Source organism: Faecalicatena contorta, assembly GCF_003149105.1.
Lineage (GTDB): Bacteria > Bacillota > Clostridia > Lachnospirales > Lachnospiraceae > Muricomes > Muricomes contortus_C.
The window spans coordinates 40,212-57,072 of the sequence record NZ_QGDS01000005.1; the positions used below are offsets into that span (position 1 = coordinate 40,212).

Annotated in this window: 10 protein-coding genes; all 10 read right to left on the reverse strand. The window is 42.9% G+C overall.

The window, feature by feature from the left end:
* Positions 1-9: 9 nt before the first annotated feature.
* The 10 genes from A8805_RS22855 to A8805_RS09940 all read right to left on the reverse strand — a co-directional run bounded on the left by A8805_RS22855 (position 10) and on the right by A8805_RS09940 (position 16,716).
* Complete coding sequence (locus A8805_RS22855; RefSeq protein ID WP_334294049.1) at positions 10-6,219, reverse strand: N-6 DNA methylase; 6,210 nt, start codon at positions 6,217-6,219, stop codon at positions 10-12.
* Positions 6,147-6,545: a TnpV protein gene (locus tag A8805_RS22980; RefSeq protein WP_308170312.1), complete on the reverse strand. Its 399-nt coding sequence runs from the start codon at positions 6,543-6,545 to the stop codon at positions 6,147-6,149. The genes A8805_RS22855 and A8805_RS22980 overlap by 73 nt, the downstream gene beginning before the upstream one ends.
* Positions 6,546-7,344: 799 nt before the next feature.
* Positions 7,345-7,644 carry a hypothetical protein gene (locus A8805_RS09905; protein ID WP_109710640.1) on the reverse strand — a complete coding sequence of 100 codons (300 nt, stop codon included), beginning with the start codon at positions 7,642-7,644 and terminating at the stop codon, positions 7,345-7,347.
* Positions 7,625-7,885 carry a hypothetical protein gene (locus A8805_RS09910; protein WP_023920501.1) on the reverse strand — a complete coding sequence of 87 codons (261 nt, stop codon included), beginning with the start codon at positions 7,883-7,885 and terminating at the stop codon, positions 7,625-7,627. Before A8805_RS09910 ends, A8805_RS09905 begins: the two co-directional genes overlap by 20 nt.
* Positions 7,886-7,897: 12 nt before the next feature.
* Positions 7,898-8,194 carry a hypothetical protein gene (locus tag A8805_RS09915; protein ID WP_044682078.1) on the reverse strand — a complete coding sequence of 99 codons (297 nt, stop codon included), beginning with the start codon at positions 8,192-8,194 and terminating at the stop codon, positions 7,898-7,900.
* Between the two features lie 160 nt (positions 8,195-8,354).
* Positions 8,355-12,605, reverse strand: coding sequence for a SpaA isopeptide-forming pilin-related protein (locus tag A8805_RS09920; protein ID WP_109710641.1), 4,251 nt, complete (start codon positions 12,603-12,605; stop codon positions 8,355-8,357).
* Between the two features lie 285 nt (positions 12,606-12,890).
* Positions 12,891-13,838, reverse strand: a complete 948-nt coding sequence (locus A8805_RS09925; protein WP_055215103.1) for a ParB/RepB/Spo0J family partition protein — start codon at positions 13,836-13,838, stop codon at positions 12,891-12,893.
* Complete coding sequence (locus tag A8805_RS09930) at positions 13,795-14,619, reverse strand: ParA family protein (RefSeq protein ID WP_109710644.1); 825 nt, start codon at positions 14,617-14,619, stop codon at positions 13,795-13,797. Before A8805_RS09930 ends, A8805_RS09925 begins: the two co-directional genes overlap by 44 nt.
* 535 nt (positions 14,620-15,154) lie before the next feature.
* Positions 15,155-15,334 (reverse strand): hypothetical protein, encoded by a 180-nt coding sequence (locus A8805_RS09935; protein ID WP_002594660.1) that lies wholly within the window; start codon positions 15,332-15,334, stop codon positions 15,155-15,157.
* Positions 15,331-16,716 carry a zinc-ribbon domain-containing protein gene (locus tag A8805_RS09940; RefSeq protein ID WP_109710646.1) on the reverse strand — a complete coding sequence of 462 codons (1,386 nt, stop codon included), beginning with the start codon at positions 16,714-16,716 and terminating at the stop codon, positions 15,331-15,333. Before A8805_RS09940 ends, A8805_RS09935 begins: the two co-directional genes overlap by 4 nt.
* Between the last annotated feature and the right edge of the window lie 145 nt (positions 16,717-16,861).

Consider the following 16,861-nt stretch of genomic DNA (forward strand, 5'->3'; position numbering starts at 1 on the left):
CCTTCCTGTTTATCTCTCATACGATTTCTCCTTTCTGCCGCCGACTGCTTCGCCCTCATCAGGCTCTCCGCCGACAATCTCATTTTCCTTTTTATCCATATTGAGCAGGATATTCAGCTCATCAAGTCTGGCAGTTTTTGCCCTCAATTCGTCCTCCTTTGCAAACGGCTTTTCGATTTCCTGCTTCGCTGTTTCAAACTGCTTCTCCGTATTTTCAAGGCTGTTTTTCGTATCAGCAAGTGCTTCCTCAAAGCGTTCTATGCCGTTATCTATTCTCACGATATTACCATGAGCATCATCGCCAAGCGGTACATCTCTGCTTGTTTCGCCTTTTAATTTCACAACATAATTACGCTGCACCGTATCAAAATACAGTTCCATTTGAAAGCCACGGTACTCGCCAAGTGGTATCGCATCGGGACTGTTCATTGACTTGCAGGCATTGATGATTGCCTGACCTGCTTCGGCTTTTTCGGAATAAGAAACACCCGATACCATCATTCCAAGCGGCTGCTCGTCTATCGGTTTCGGGTGTAATTTTGCTGTTTCAACATCTTTTGTAAGTCCCTCTACACGGGATTTCAAGTAAGCAATCTGTTGTGGGTAGAACTTGATGACCTTATCCTCCAGTCCGTATTTCTCTGATAAGAAATTGGATTTTAACATCTTTAGCTTCTGTACCTGAATGTCTAAGTCCATCTTTTCTTTGATATACGGATTGCCTGTTGCAAGCATTTTTATCTCCGCATAGGACAGTGCGGTTTCATCAATATCCTCTGCCGACCTGACCGGAGATTTGCTCGTCATAATCTGACTTGCGAACTTCTGCTTACCTTCCACAAGCTGATAGAGGTATGCATCAAAGGTCTGCTCTGTTACATAGCGGTAAATATTTACCTGCGGATTTTCATTGCCCTGACGGACAATTCTACCGGAACGCTGCTCCAAATCTGAAGGTCGCCACGGACAATCCACATCGTGAAGTGCGATAAGTTTATCCTGCACATTCGTTCCTGCTCCCATCTTCTGAGTAGAGCCGAGAAGCACCCTGACTTCTCCCTTGCGGGTCTTTTGGAACAGTTCTTTTTTCTTCATATCCGTGTCGGCTTCGTGTATGAACTTCACTTCACTTTCAGGAATACCTCTCTCAATCAGCTTCTTTCTGATGTCGTTATAGACGGAAAATGTGCCATCATTCTTCGGCGTGGAAAGGTCACAAAACACAAGCTGTGCTGATTTCTTGTCGGCATTTTCTTTCCATATCCGATAGATGTTATCGACGCAGGCATTAATTTTACTGCCCTCAAAATCAGGCAGCATATCGTTTAGCATACGCTGGTCAAGAGCCAGTTTTCTTCCGTCATTTGTGATTTTCAGCATATTATCTACGCTTGAATCCACACCGCCACCACGCACCTGCTCGGCTCTCTCCGCAAGGGAAGCAACCATTTCTTTCTGCATTTCCGACGGCTTTACTGCAATGTTATGGTACTTTGCTTCCGGTACTGGCAGGTTCAACATATCTGCTGTTTTAATGTCCGCTATCTCCTTGAACATCGCCATTAGTTCAGGCAAGTTATAGAATTTTGCGAACCTTGTCTTTGCTCTGTATCCCGTTCCTTCCGGTGTAAGTTCCACTGCTGTAATGGTTTCTCCGAAAGTGGAAGCCCAGGCGTCAAAGTGCTGCAACCCATTTTTCACAAGCGTGTTGTACTGCAAATATCGCTGTATCGTATAGAGTTCCACCATACTGTTTGAGATAGGTGTACCCGTTGCGAATACGGTTCCTCGTCCTCCGGTAATCTCGTCAAGGTAACGACACTTCATAAAGAGGTCAGAAGATTTCTGTGCTTCTGTCTGTGCGATACCGCCCACATTACGCATTTTTGTATAAAGATAAAGGTTCTTGTAATAATGGCTTTCATCAACAAAAAGCCTGTCTACACCAAGTTCCTCAAATGTTACAACATCATCTTTTTTCGTCTGGTCATTGAGTTTATCAAGTTTCTGCTTGATAGATTTCTTTGACTTTTCAAGCTGTTTTATGGAGAAGTTTTCTCCTCGGTTTCGCTTGAGTTCCGCTATTCCTCCGGTTATCTCCTCAAGCTGCTGTTCTAAGATTGCCCTCTGTCTTTCAATGGACATCGGGATTTTTTCAAACTGTGAATGTCCGATAATAACTGCATCATAATCTCCGGTTGCAATCCTGCCGCAGAACTTTTTACGGTTCTTGGTTTCAAAATCTTTCTTTGTTGCGACGAGGATATTCGCCGCCGGATAGAGCTGCAAATACTCAGCCGCCCATTGTTCGATCAAATGATTTGGTACAACAAACAGTGACTTATTACAAAGTCCAAGCCTTTTTGACTCCTGTGCTGCCGCTACCATTTCAAAAGTTTTTCCTGCTCCGACTGCGTGTGCAAGAAGCGTATTTCCTCCGTAAAGGATATGAGCAACTGCATTTTTCTGATGTTCTCTGAGTTCAATTTCAGGATTCATACCATTGAAAATAATATGGCTTCCGTCATACTCACGAGGTCTGACACTGTTGAATTTCTCATTGTAGGATTTGCAAAGCCTTTCCCTTCGTTCAGGGTCAGACCATATCCAGTCCTGAAATTCCTGCTTAATCATTTCCTGCTTCGACTGAGCAATCGCTGTTTCCTTTTTATTCAGGACAGCCTTTTTCCTGCCCTCATCATCTTCGATATAATCAAAGATACGCACATCTTTTAAGTTCAGCGTTTCCTCGATAATCTTATAGGCATTGATGCGGGAAGTTCCGTAAGTGTTATATGCCCTTACATTTCCTTTGTCGTAAGATTTGCCCTCAATATTCCACTCACTCGTAAATGGAGAGAAGTGAACTTTGATATTCCACTGTGCATAGCGTGGTGTTTCAAGCAAATGAAAGATAAACTCCTGCACATCGTCCGGCGGCAGCCAAGTTGCACCAAGTCGCACGGAAATTTCACTTGCAGTCAGGTCTTTCGGCTGCACCTTTTGAAGTGCTTCTACATTGACCTTATAATCTTCCGGATAGAGTTCTGCCGAGTTCTTTGCAATCTTCAGCTTCTCTCTGACATTACCCGAAAGGTATTCATCAGCCATCAGATACTTCGGTTCGTAAGAATTTCCATACTCATAAAGCGGATTTAGGAAGATAACGCCCTTTAAGTCCTCAAAGATTTCATTCTCCGATTTACCGGAAAGCTCCATCATATAGTCCATATCAATCGTGGCTTTTTCTCCAAGAGATACCGCCAACGCTTCGCTTGCCGTATCAACAGAAGTAACCGGAGTATGCGGTTTAATTGTCCTCTTAGAAAACATATCAGCTTTACGCTCCAGTTCTCCATCCTCTCCGATTATCTCCAATGCGGAAAGCAAAGAGAATGAACTGTCCTGCGAAAAAGCAGAAGTATTTGCTCGGCTGTTAATGAGTCCGTACTTACCTGAAAAGGTATCATAAAGTCTGTTTAATCGCTCCTGCTCCGCTTTGATTTCGCTGTCAGGGTAATCTTCTGTCTGCAATTCAATCAGCGTTCTGACGGAATTTCTAATAGCAATCATACCTTTAATTCGGTTCTCTGCGGTTGCCGACACTTCCACCGGAGTCATACGGGAATTTTCACGATAGTAGATTTTATCGTCTACCACCGTATAAGAAAAGTTTCTCACTGTCGGGTCTGCTGGAATAGAATTATCTTCTTCCTCCAGTTCTTCCTCGGCTTCGTATTCCGTGATTTCTCCGTGAATGTTTGCTACCACTTCATCAAGCTGTGCTGCAAGGTCTGCATTTTCATACGGCACACAAGTTGCTTCCATACCGAAACGCCCCGATACCATCTTCATTTCTCCGAGTATCATTTCAGGGTGCTGCACAAAATAAGAGTTCATCTTAATTCCGTTCTCATCGGTATCAAGATGAACCCAATCCGGCTCAATATCTATCAGTCTGTCACGTTTTTGCAGGATAAGAATATCTGAAACGACTTCCGTTCCTGCATTACCCTTAAAGGTGTTATTCGGCAATCGGATTGCTCCAAGAAGCTCTGCTCTCTGTGCAATATACTTTCGTACCGCCGAGTTTTCCTTATCCATTGTGCCTTTGCTCGTTACAAGAGCCATTACACCGCCGGGTCTTAACTTATCAAGGGACTTGGCAAAAAAGTAATCGTGTATCAGGAACTTATGCTTGTCATACCTTTTATCCGATACCTTAAAATCTCCAAAAGGTACATTTCCAACCACTCCATCAAAGAAGCTGTCCGGCAGATTTGTTTCTTCAAATCCTTGTGCCGCAATGGTTGTTTTCTGGTAAAGCTGCTGTGCAATCCCTGCGGAAATTGTATCAAGTTCCACACCGTAAATCTTACTGTTCTGCATTACGTCCGGCAGCATACCGATAAAATTGCCGATACCGCAGGACGGTTCTAACAAGTTGCCCTCCTGAAAGCCCATCTGCTCCATTGCCTTATAAATGGCTGTGATAACTTCAGGCGGCGTGTAGAACGCAGTCAATGTGCTTTCTCTTGCCGAAGCATATTCCTCCGGTGTTAATACCGAAGAAAGTTCCAGATATTCCGTTGCCCACGCTGAATTATTTTCATCAAAGGCTTCTGAAAGCCCACCCCAACCGACATACTTTGATAAAACAATCTGTTCTTCAGGCGTGGCAAATCTGTTTTCTTCCTGACATTTTTTGAGAAGCTGTATTGCCATAATATTTCTGCGGAAGCGTTCCTTTTTACCAACCGTTTCAACCTCATTTTCTCTAAGATTAAAGGTGTGACGGTCTGCCATAGGCACATCAGGGTGCAAGTCAAAGCCTTTGACTTTTTTCTTCTGCTCCCAAGCGGGAACTACCGGCTCAGGCTCTTTATCATAACCGTTTCCTATGCGATATCCCTGATGATACATCTCATCATAACTGTCAAAACCAGACTGCGAAGCTACTATCTCTCGATAATCTTCAATCGGCATACTGCCCATATTGGTCTGAACTTCTTCCGTTTCATTTCTTTCTTCGGCAGGTTCTTCCTTTACAATCAAATGCTCATTCATCGGATTCTCTCGCACTTTTCTGTCAAACTCTGTGCGTGAAAATTCCTTATTAAACAGTGGCATATCATAGTCATAGAGCATTACTCTCTCATCATCAACAGATAAGATTTCGTACTCAGAAGCACCGATATACACCTTATCGCCAAGATGATATTCATACTGCACATCTTGTAGCTGTTCTGCTTCTTCAGGTTCTTTTTCGGCTGGTTCGACCTCCTGCTCCGGTGGTGCATTAGAGAGTATCTCTCGGTTTCTTTTCGTTTCCTCGATTTTGGCTCTGCGTTCCTCTTGACTTTCAAGCCACTGAGGATAGCGTTCTTTTTCCTTTGGATTTAAGTATCTGTCCATTCGGATAAGTTCCCCGATACGTTTCTCCACCTGCGACCACGAAAGCGTGATATGTGGCTTCTCTTTACCGATGCCTTTCGTAATCGTAATACCTTTTCCGTCGTGGCTCTCATCAATGCCTGCCCCGATTATAACGGGATAAGAACCGCCCCAACCGTATTCATTTTTCAAGAAGTCGGCATTTTCTTTTGCAGAAAGACTTTTTTCAAACTGCTCATAGATACGCATTTTCCCCTCAGAAAATCCGCTTCCATTCGCAAGAACAGCGTTGATAATCTCCTGAGAAAAAACAAAGGCAGAGGTTTTCTTTTCCTCTGCCCGACCGTCTAATATGAATATCATCTGACCGTCCATTGACGGTAATGGTTTTATGCTGTCACTTAATTCTCCCAGTAATCGCATAGCTTCAAAATGACGGGCAATAACAGCCCAATCATAAAAGCTCTGTGCGGTTCTGCTGTCGTATTTGCCCTCCCACAAATGCAGAACGTTTTCAAAGGTCTTGTACCCTACTGTCCTGCCGTCCTCTAAAGTAAGTTCGGTATAATCATTATTGAAAATACTCTTTACATACTCTGTGCGGTCTTTGTTATCAGGATTACGTTCATAATAATCTTTGATTTCTTCCAGACTTGCTGACAAATGTGGTGTCGTTCTGAGAATTTCATTGATTACCTCATCACGTCCAAAGAACGGAAGGCTCTTATCCTCGTGCGTTCTGTCGTAATACTCTAAGCGAATATCACTTCCGCTTTCACGATTTCCTGTGCCGAGCTGCGAAGGGAGTTCATCAGACGAACCCATTTCATCATATCCTCTGCTTTCATCTGTTCGGTCACTCCCTCTTTCTGTGCCATCTGGCTCAGGATTGTTTCCTCCATCTTGCTGGCTCTCTGTTCCACTTCCGCCAAGTGCTGTGTCAGTTCTCCCCTCGTCAGGAGATTGTAGTAAAGGACTCTGTGATGTTCCTTCAGAAACTCTCTCCTCATCTGAGCGTATCTGCCCAAAGTCACTTCCGGCTGCTGTGGAAGTTTCAGGTTCGGAAGGCTGTAATCGCCCACCATCGTGTAGGTCAGTTCGTTCATTGTCCAAACTCCTTTCGTCGTTATTTTCAACCTTATTGTATTCATTTCTGTCCTGACCGACAATTATGCGATTTTGACGGTTGAGTGCAGTAATTGTTTTAGATACTTCCGTCAATCCCATTTCTGCAATATCACTGGTAGCAAATCCAAGTGCATTGAGTGTTTCCTGCGTATTGAAATTGGTAACATCTCTGAAATCATCAAGTTCAAAATAACCATCCGTATCGATGCCAAGCCTTGACATCATCATATATGCCACACTGTTTGCTACAACATTTTTATAAATGGAAGCTACAATATCCTCTTCCACTTCCTCAAAGGAACTGCCCTCGGTTGTATAGTAAAGGTCTTGCAGATAATCAGGGATATTATCCTCTGCCGCATTTCTTGCTGCTCCCATAATTGTTTCGGCAAGACTGCTCTTATTCTCAATCTCTCCGAAAGTGCTTTCCAATGTTTCAATCACATCAGCTTCGTATTCCTGACGCATATCCCAAATCGGGACTGTTCTTGAATATCTGCTTTCGTGAGTATCTGAAATGTCAAAGTAATGTGTCAGTCTTTGCCGTGAACGGTTTTCATCAGCAAAAACAGCAATACCTCTTGCACCTCGGTTGACCCATCTGCCAAAAATTTTGTTCCACTGCTCTATCTCAAGAACCGCTGTTGCATCAGGTCGCTGTGCATATACAAGAAGCTGTTCGTCATAACGTAACTTATAATTTCGGCAAGCCGAAGCTAAGAATGCCTGCCAGTTCTGAGGATTTGACACAACCGTTTTGCAGGTGCGGTTGTAAAGCTCAGAAATAAGGTCATATTTTCGTGCCATTACTCTTGCACCTCCTTATCGCTGTTTTTCTCTGTTTCTGGTCTTGTTTTTTGACGGTTCGGATTGATTGATAGGTTCAACTTTGCTTCCATTAAGCTCCATTTTTTCAGCAAACTCGCATATATGATAGCAGCAATTCCCAACGTACAAATGGTAGTCATCAATATACTTGCACACTCTGTCTGTTGTGTGTCCATCACGAAAAGTAATCCTGATTTTTCCACCATCGGGAATATAGAATTTTAAATTGTAATGACTGTCTATAAATCGAATTTGCTTTTCCTGCGGCTCTGCTCTATTCTCCTGTTGCTTCATTTTCCTTACCTCTCATTTTTGTTGCTTCATCAGAACCGCCGCCCAAATACGAAAAGAGTTTACCGGACTTTGTATTCTTCTGAAGCTCCATAATCACCCCCATATCAGGAATCGTGATATTCGGGATTTTCAGGATTGCTTCCATATCAAGCTGCTGCAACTTTTTCTCCGTATCACAACCGGAGTCAAAGAGTTTATTCAGCACCTTGACCTTATTCTGAAAAGTTGCTTTGTCTTTCACGAAAACACCTCCTTAGTTAATGTTGATTACAATAGAAATACTGCCGCTCTGTTCTTCTTTCTGCGGATTACGTGAATACTCAGGAAAAAGGGACTGTACTCTCTGCCTTGCCCTGCGTATGGTTTCAAAACAAGGAAGTCCGTATGCTCGGTAATTAAATACAATATCCTCAAGCGGAAGATTTCCGGCAGGTATATATCCGTACCGATTGTAATAATGCAGAATGAGAAGCATATCATCATACCTCGACATCGGGCATTCCTTTAAGATTTCAAGCACTCGGCTCTCCACCGTTTTCTGTTGTTTCATAATGTTCCTCCAAAAATTAAAGGGACAGAGTTTTTACGCTCTGCCCCGACTGGTTAATGTTCGCTTGTTACTTACTTCTTACGGTTTTTAACCTGAAGAAAGATAAAGCCGCCGACAATAACGGCAACTAATGCGATAGCGATAATTGTCTTTGCTTCCATTACTCGTTACTCTCCTTTTTCTTCTTTTTGTGTGCAACAACAGAAGTTATAGCGATACCGACAGCAGAAAGTCCGGCAAGGACATACCAAAGTTTCATATTGGTATCATCTCCTGTTTTCGGCGTATCTCTTAACTCATTGTGCATTTTTACAACGGCTGTTTCATCAAGTTTGATAGTAACATTCTGGTCGGCAGGTGTGATATATGCGGCAGACGCATTGTTTGCCACTTCTGATACGGTATATTCGCCAATACGAAGTCCCTCAATCACGATTTCGCCATTCATATCTGTTTCAAATGTCATATCATACCCGTTTGCTCCGGTTACTCTGAACGCAAAACCTTTGACCTTACCGTCTGAAGATGTCTTGACGATTTTCAGTGTTCCACGCATAGCTTCATTGATAAATCCAACTCCAGCCTTATTCTCAACGGAATAAGTTGTTTCGTCTTTCTCAATGAAAACAGAGTATTCTCCCTTATCAAGCAGGAAGCCCTCCGGTGCTTTTGTTTCACGGACAATATATTTTCCGTAAAGCAGCTCTTTCATCTCATAAATTCCGGTTTCAGTTTCTTCAAGATTTCCGATAAGTTCATCTCCATCATCAATCTTTCCGTTCTCATTGGTGTCCTTATATACCTCAAAGGTTGCACCCGTAAGCTTGTTATCCGGATATTCAGCATCCACCTTCGTGAGTATGATATTGCCGTGAACATACTCATTGATAATCTCAATTTCAACTACCTGCTCGGCTTTGCTGATATTGACCTCATACGCTTTTTCATCAAGAACAAATCCCTTTGGCTGCTCGATTTCTCTTACAATCCATTTGCCATAAGGAACTTTTGCAAAAGAAAAACTACCGTCTTTTGCAGAGGTAGTCGTCATAAGTGCAGTATCCTTTGTAAATTCTGTTTCTTCGGCTTTGAAGATACCGATAACAGCACCCTCAAGTGCTTCTCCATTCTCGTCAATCTTCTTACCTGATACAGAACCATAGAAAAGTTCATTCTTGATTTCTTTTCCGTCATTCACTTTGATTTCAACCGTTGCGGTATCCTGACCTGCGTATTCAAATACAACCGGATACTTCGTATCAGAGAGAATATAATGCTCATCGGTTGCAATCTCTTTGACATAGTATTTGCCAAACGGAAGGTCTGACTTCATAACAGCAGTTCCATTTTCATTTACGCTGACAATCTCAATCAGTCCATCAGCCGGAATAACTGTACCGCTTGCAGATACAATATCTTCTGCGGCATAAAGACCAAAGCTGATGTTTTTGATTTCTCCGTTGTCGCCAATACCAAATGTCTTATCCTTTTCAATGGCTTTTGCAAGGCTTACCTGCACTTTCTGTCTATCGTTATAGAACGATGTGGAAGTTTCGGTAACAGAGATATCCTGACCTGCATAAGTAAGCTCAACCGTATGTGTTTCGCCACTCACTACCATTCCATCAGGTGCGGTAATTTCCTTGACCTCGTATTTTCCGAGATAAAGTTCTTTGCTCTTAACAAATCCATCGGAGCTTGTTGTGATAGTATCTACCACTTCGCCCTTTGAATAGCGGAGTGTACCGTCCGGTGTGCTAATATCTTCCGCAGCACGGACTTCATAAACTGCACCCTCAAGTCCTGACACTTCATAAACAGGCTGATAGATAACATCACTGTCCTCAGAACCACTTACATTGACACCGCTAAATACTTCTCCGGTCTTTTCAACCGTGATAGTACCTTTCTGTGCCATATTCGGCTTATTGACTTTCACAACAGTTACGCCGCCTTCCTCTGTGGAATTTTCTTCGGTAATATCAAAATATACCGGAGTATCATCAAGTACATATCCGTATGGAGCTTGTACCTCTACGATAGAATATCCCTTGCCATAATCCAGTTTCTCAGGTGTTACAAGGGAACCATTTGCGTCGGTATAGAACACATCAATCGTGGTCGGTGTCGGATAAGTAAAGGTCATTTTGACCTGATTGCCCTGTGGGTCGTAAATCTTAAATCCTGCTCCTGCATACGGAATACTCTTTCCGCTTTCTGCGTCCACTTTGACTACATTGACAAAGCTCTCAAAGTTACGGTTATTGATGAGATAACGGTAGGTCTGTGCGTTCTGTGAAATGAACACATCAAAATCATCCATCATCTCTCTGCCTTCCCAACCGGAAGTCTGGTGTACGGTATAAATACCATACGGCATATCTTTTGTCTGACCGAAGCCATTTTCATCGCAAACAATGGTATCTCTCTCGTCTTTATTGGCTGCGTCATAGCTTCCGGCAGATTTCAAATAAATCTCAAAGGAAGCACCCTTTTCAGGAGTTTCAATCTTTGTTTCTCCATCATCAGTGTGTTTAATGATAGCCACGTTACCTTTGATTACCTGCTCGGTTACATCATTGGAAGTAAGGTTGTGTTCCACCTCATAAAGTTTCGGGTCTGCACCTACTTTATGGATAGTCTTATCAAGCAAATATCCCTCTGACGGTGTGATTTCTCGGATTGTCCAGTCGGTATCACAAACATATTCTTTAGTAGTGAACTGACCGTTTTCACCAGTAACATACTTATCTACAAGCGTTTCTCCCTTATAGATACCATAAACTGCTCCCGAAAGTTTGGCATTGCCCTGTGCTTCGCCTTTCTCAGCGTCGCTCTTTGTTACTGTTACAGTAAATTTCTTCAAAATGTTATTGAAGTTTCTTGTGGTTACTTCTTTCCACTTCACTGGTGCAGTCTGATTTTTTGGCACAACATAACGGATAGCTGTGTCCACTTCCTCAAGAGTATATGGTTCAGAACCACTGATAAGCACATCGTTGAAAGTTGCCACACCGTCTTTGTCCGTAACTGCATACTGGTCAACAGCATCACCGGAAAGAGAAGTACCGAAAAGATGGAACTTCACACCTTCAACAAGGTTATCTTCCGAGGACTTCACTACCTGAAGGTCGCCACGCTTCAATTTGTTATTGAAATTGACCTTTGCAACCTGCCCTGCCACAACCGTAACTCTATGTGTTTCCTGCGGCTCGTACTTATCGTATGCCTGCTCGGTTACGGTATAGATACCCGGCATAAGGTTATCAATCTGGAATTTACCGCCATTGGCTGTTGTAACCGTCTGATTGATACCGTTTCCGGTAATCGTGAAGTTGATACCGTCAACCTTGCCGTCCTCACTGGTCTTTACAATCTGACAAGAACCATAGCTGACTTTCATTTTCACATAACCGTTGATACTGTCGCTTACTTCCTGAGCATAGCTGACAACATCCTGCACACTGGAATTCTGACCGTGTTTACCCTCTGACCATACAACCACACCTCTGCGGACTGCATTTTTCTTCGTTGCTGTAATGGTAAATTCCTTACTCGGTGCAGTATCCATAGAAACAGTAAGTTTGTTACCATTCACTGAAAAGCTCACTCCACTGATACTTGCTTTGAAATTATATTTGGACAGCACATTATTGGAGTCTGTCAGAGTAGTTGTGTACTTACTTCCGTTCCACTCAAATTCTATTGTCTTTGCCGAACCGGATGATTTATTACAAAAGCTCGGTATGGTCGCATGGTTCTGTACACTCTGCACCATACTGTTGTAATAACTGAAAATCTTATTGCGGAGCGGATGCTTTGCATTGATGACATCTTTCACATTGCTGCAACCACTGGCTGCTACATGATTGAAATTCGCATCACGCTCTCCGATAACAGTTTCCCAGATAAGAAGCTGTGTGGCATAAGCCTGTGCAATGCTGTTTGCTGCCGCTTCATTCTGTGACCTCCAAGATGTCGAAATAGTCCCACGGTAGCCATACTGTAAAATACGACCAACGAAAAGACGGATTTCATCTCCGGAAATAACCCCATTGGCTGCAAGGTTATTAAAATAATTTTCGTCATACTTATTCATTGTCTGACCAACCTTGAGTGAAATTCCCGGCTCAATACAATATGCAACATTGCCTGAGTATGAGCCAATAGCCTTAAGATTGGTAAAATTGGAACGTCCGGTATGCCAACCATTTTTCAAGGTCAAATTACTGTGTCCCCATACCCCATCGTAATTAGCATCGCCATCACGAGGGAAATCGACCATATAAACATCGGCTTTTTCTCCCGAAGCAGCATATGCTGTTGTCGAGCCAATGCCTGCAAAAGTGGTCACACACATAAGGGTCGCCAAGAAAAGCGACGTGACTCTTTTGAATTTTGACTTTATCATTGCGTTTCCTCCTGTAAAAATTGAAAAACACACCGTATCTCTACGATGTGCCTTTGTGGATTTTCTCTTACGACAAGATTTACCTGCCGAAAAACAAATGCGGATTTTTCGTTAATTTTTCATTTTACCATACACCTCCTGTCCGTTCATACTGTGCGATTGCCCCTTAGAGATAGACATATACTTTGAGATAGTTATATTCAAGTGAGATAGTATATATCATTTTCGGTAGGTAAAAGTATAACTAAGGGGTTAGAGTGTGAGAAAGGGGAACTGTAAAATAGGCTATCTGCTGTCACGCTCTGCACGATTACGCAAGAACTTGTTGTAATGCTCCAATGCCTTGCAGACAAAATCCTCCGTCTGACTGACGGGAATATTTTTCGGGATAAGCTGTCTTACTCTGTCGCCCCTCAACACGATTTTTTCCTTTTGGTTCGGCTTTTCCTCAGACATAACAGCGTGGATTGCTTCTGTTGTAAGGTTGCCCTCGTTGAATAACTTTCGCATACGGATTGTCTGGTCGTGTGACGGGGTAGCGTCATTCAGGTCGATTTCATCAACCACATCACGCTGGCAATCTTCATCAAGATAGGAAAGTTCTACGGCAGGACGCATTTTAATACGCCCCTCGTCAACAAATTCAAGCAGTTCGGGAACAAGGTTTGTCAGGCGGACATAACGCTGTATTTGTGTGTTACTGTCCTGACTCTCAGAAGCTAAAATCTCTCTTGATTTACCCACAATAGAATTGTGTCCCACTGGGACTCCATTTTCTTTGCTCGGTCTGCCTGCTTGTCTTTTCATTGCTTCCAAACGCATTTTATAGGCAAAGGCTTTTTCACTCGGCAATATCTCTGACCTCTGGAAATTACTTTCAACCATTAAAATGGTCGCTTCATCTCTGTTCAGGTCTACAATCTCACTTCGCAGTGTTTCAAATCCTGCCAGTTCACACGCTCGCTTTCGTCTGTGTCCTGAAACAAGTTCATATCTGCCGTCCTCTTTCTGCCTTACCGTTGCCGGAGTAATAACTCCTCTTTCCTTGACACTCTCCACAAGCTGCATCATATCCTCATCGTCCCTGACCTTAAACGGGTGGTCGGGAAAATCATCAATCAGCTCCAACGGAATATCTCGGATTTTTGAAAGCTGTTCTTCATCTCTCTGTGCCTGAGTGGTAAATAAATCATCGAGCTTCGTGAGAGTGAAGTCGCTCTTTCTTCCTGCCATCAGCTAACACCTCCTTTGTAAATTCAGCGTATGCCTTTGACACTGTGCTGTTTGGCTCATAAGCATAAATGCTTTTACCTTTGGAAGAAGTTTCAGCAGCTTTCACGGCAATCGGAATTTGTGTTCGATACATTCTTATCTGATTACCGAAGTTTGCCCTGAGTGCTTCCACCGTACTCTTTGCAAGGTTTGTTCGGCTATCCACCAAAGTAAGCAGCATACCGTCTATCTTAATATCAGGATTGATATACTTCTTTACTTTTGAAATGGTCTGCACAAGCTGTGTCATACCCTTTGCCGGCAAATACTGAGCCTGAACCGGAATGATAACACTGTCTGCCGCCGATAAAGCATTGAGAGTAACCATACCAAGTGAAGGCATACAGTCTATAATTACATAATCATATCTGTTTTTCACTTGCCTCAGATAGTTCTTGAGTGTAGTTTCTCTGCTCATTGCGTTCATAAGGTTAAATTCCATTGCTGAAAGCTCAAGGTTTGCCGGGACAAGGTCAACACCTTCTTCGTGGTGCAGGATACCAACCATAGGGTCTGTCATCGTTTCATTGATTACATCTGTGAGTTTCGTTGCAAGCGTGATACCCAAGCCGTCTGTATCCTGCCAACCGAGACAAGTCGTTAAATCTCCCTGCGGGTCTGCGTCTATGAGCAATACTTTCTTTCCCTGCATTGCAAGCCCGACTCCGAGATTAACGGTTGTGGTGGTCTTTCCGACTCCGCCTTTCTGGTTACATACGGAAATCGTTTTACAGTTTGACACTTCTTTTTGCCCTCCTTTCTGAAAATTCATAGCCACCGCATTATGGCTATGTACCTGACCGACTCATTTCCTAATCGGTCATGGCAATATTTGTTCTCAACACCCCTTGCCAAGCAAAATGCTTATGGGAAGTCACTAAGGAACAGACTGCTTATCTGTATCATAGGATTCTAACCTCTGCCGGGTACTCCGCCAGCTCCGTAGAGAAGTATCATTATCATTCTGACTGTCATCGCCATATCAGGAGCAACCTGATACTTATAGCCGGAGTTCTCGCTATTCTGAAATACAGAAATTACGGCGTACCTGCTAAAGTGGCTATCATCAGAAATAAAGTCTTAGTGAATGACTTATTCAATTTTCAAGCGAAAAGGCTTCCGTTTTTGCTATCCGGAATGAACCCCTTCACTCATTTGGACAAAGGGGTATGAAATGCACACCCAAAATCTCCGCTTTTCCAAAAATATTTCAAAAAAATTTTTGGAAATTAAAAAAGCCGCCTGCTCCGGTTAGGAAACAGACGGCAAAACACGTTCTAAATGTATTCAATTTTCAATTTCTTTTTCTTTGCTTCAAGCACTTTGCAGAGGACATCATCTACTGCATCGGTGTATCGTCCCTGAGCTGCTAAATTGTTCTTCAGTTCAATGAGCGATTGTATCACTCGGCTTCGTTCTTCTTCATTTAAGTATAGATGATAGGTTTTCTCTCTCATTGGCTGTCCCTCCATCTTTCAAATGTATTTTTGATTATCTCCACATCTTCCTCTGTATCAGAAGAAATAAATATATGTACGCTCTGAAGAGCTTTCTTTAAGCTATTGGCATAATCCAGTTCTGTGCCTTTCATCGGCAGCTTAATCAGCCTTATCCCTCGTTGCTTACACATATATGCTTTCATTATTTCTATATTCTCGTCAGCACTTCCCGACTCAATAGCCAACTTTTCTGAAGGTATGTATGTTTCAAGCGGAACTCCAAGCAATCGGTCAGAACCAAGTTCTGCTTTCAAGCCTTTCTTATTAGAATAATAGCTGACCGCCAAAGCAGGGAACAATGACAAATACTCCTGCTCACAAATTCGACAGCCTTTATTCAATATCGTTCTTTCATTTATCTTCATACTCCACGAATGACCGTGCCTGCATTTCCACCACGCTCTCTTTGCTGAATTTCGTGATACCTCTGTCGGTTTCCATTTATTCTGTTCATAATCCCATTCGCCAAGAAGCTGACTATCTGTTGTCGCCAAATCATTATATCCGGCAAGGACTTCTCTCTCCGCACAAACAGGGCATACCGTACCTTTCACACGGGCATTGATAACTGATTTCCACTCGTTACCGCATTTACTGCATCTCCACCAAGCATTTTTCCTCGACTTTGCATTTACTTCATCAGGCTTCAATGACAAGTTCTTCTCCGACCACTCAGAAGCAATTTCAGGGTGTGTTGTCTGCAAATCGTTAAACCCTTTCAGGAATATGTACCCACTGCAATACGGGCATTTACTCCCACCGGAACGGGTAGAAATAAGGGTGTTCCATTCTCTGCCGCAATCCTTACACTTCCACCAAGCCTTACGATTGGCAAAGACCGTAACCTGAGTTGGAAGTAACGGATAATTTCTGTCCGACCACTCGGCTGCTATATCCGGCAGAAGCGTTGCAAGGTCATTAAATCCTACCAACACTTTATTATGGGAGCAATACGGGCAACCTGTTTTATTTATTGTCCTGCTCTTAACGGCTGCTTCCCACTCGTGACCTTTCTCGCATCTCCAAATCACTTTCTTATGAGAGCCAATAGAAACCTCTGTCGGTTTTATCTTATTCTTTTCCGACCACTGCTTTGCCAGTAGCGGCTCTAATGTCGCCAAATCGTTAATCCCTACAATCACTCTTGCACCTGAACAAATAGGGCATTTCTCGCCGTTGGAACGAGCCTTTACGCTTGTTTCCCACTCGTGACCGCAAGCACCTTTCCACCATACTTTTTTATTTGAGCCGAAGGTAATATCATCAGGTGTAAGCGGTAAATTCTTCTCTGACCACTCCAAAACAAGTCCCGGATGTACTTCTGCTAAACTGTTGTTCATAGCCAAACCTCAACCTCCTTGTGTTTAGAGTATATGAAGTTTTAGCTTTATCTTGTAGTTTGCGAATATCCGTGTAAATAGAAAAAGCCCTTTGAGAAAAGGATTTCTCCTCTCTCAAAGGGCAGGTTGGCAAACTGGAATCTGT

Excerpts from the sequence above, each read along its gene's own strand:
- A8805_RS22855 (WP_334294049.1), bottom strand. The coding sequence starts at position 6,219 with ATGGGTTCGTCTGATGAACTCCCTTCGCAGCTCGGCACAGGAAATCGT.
- A8805_RS22980 (WP_308170312.1), bottom strand. The coding sequence starts at position 6,545 with ATGAATACAATAAGGTTGAAAATAACGACGAAAGGAGTTTGGACAATG.
- A8805_RS09905 (WP_109710640.1), bottom strand. The coding sequence starts at position 7,644 with ATGAAGCAACAGGAGAATAGAGCAGAGCCGCAGGAAAAGCAAATTCGA.
- A8805_RS09915 (WP_044682078.1), bottom strand. The coding sequence starts at position 8,194 with ATGAAACAACAGAAAACGGTGGAGAGCCGAGTGCTTGAAATCTTAAAG.
- A8805_RS09920 (WP_109710641.1), bottom strand. The coding sequence starts at position 12,605 with ATGATAAAGTCAAAATTCAAAAGAGTCACGTCGCTTTTCTTGGCGACC.
- A8805_RS09925 (WP_055215103.1), bottom strand. The coding sequence starts at position 13,838 with ATGGCAGGAAGAAAGAGCGACTTCACTCTCACGAAGCTCGATGATTTA.
- A8805_RS09935 (WP_002594660.1), bottom strand. The coding sequence starts at position 15,334 with ATGAGAGAGAAAACCTATCATCTATACTTAAATGAAGAAGAACGAAGC.
- A8805_RS09940 (WP_109710646.1), bottom strand. The coding sequence starts at position 16,716 with ATGAACAACAGTTTAGCAGAAGTACATCCGGGACTTGTTTTGGAGTGG.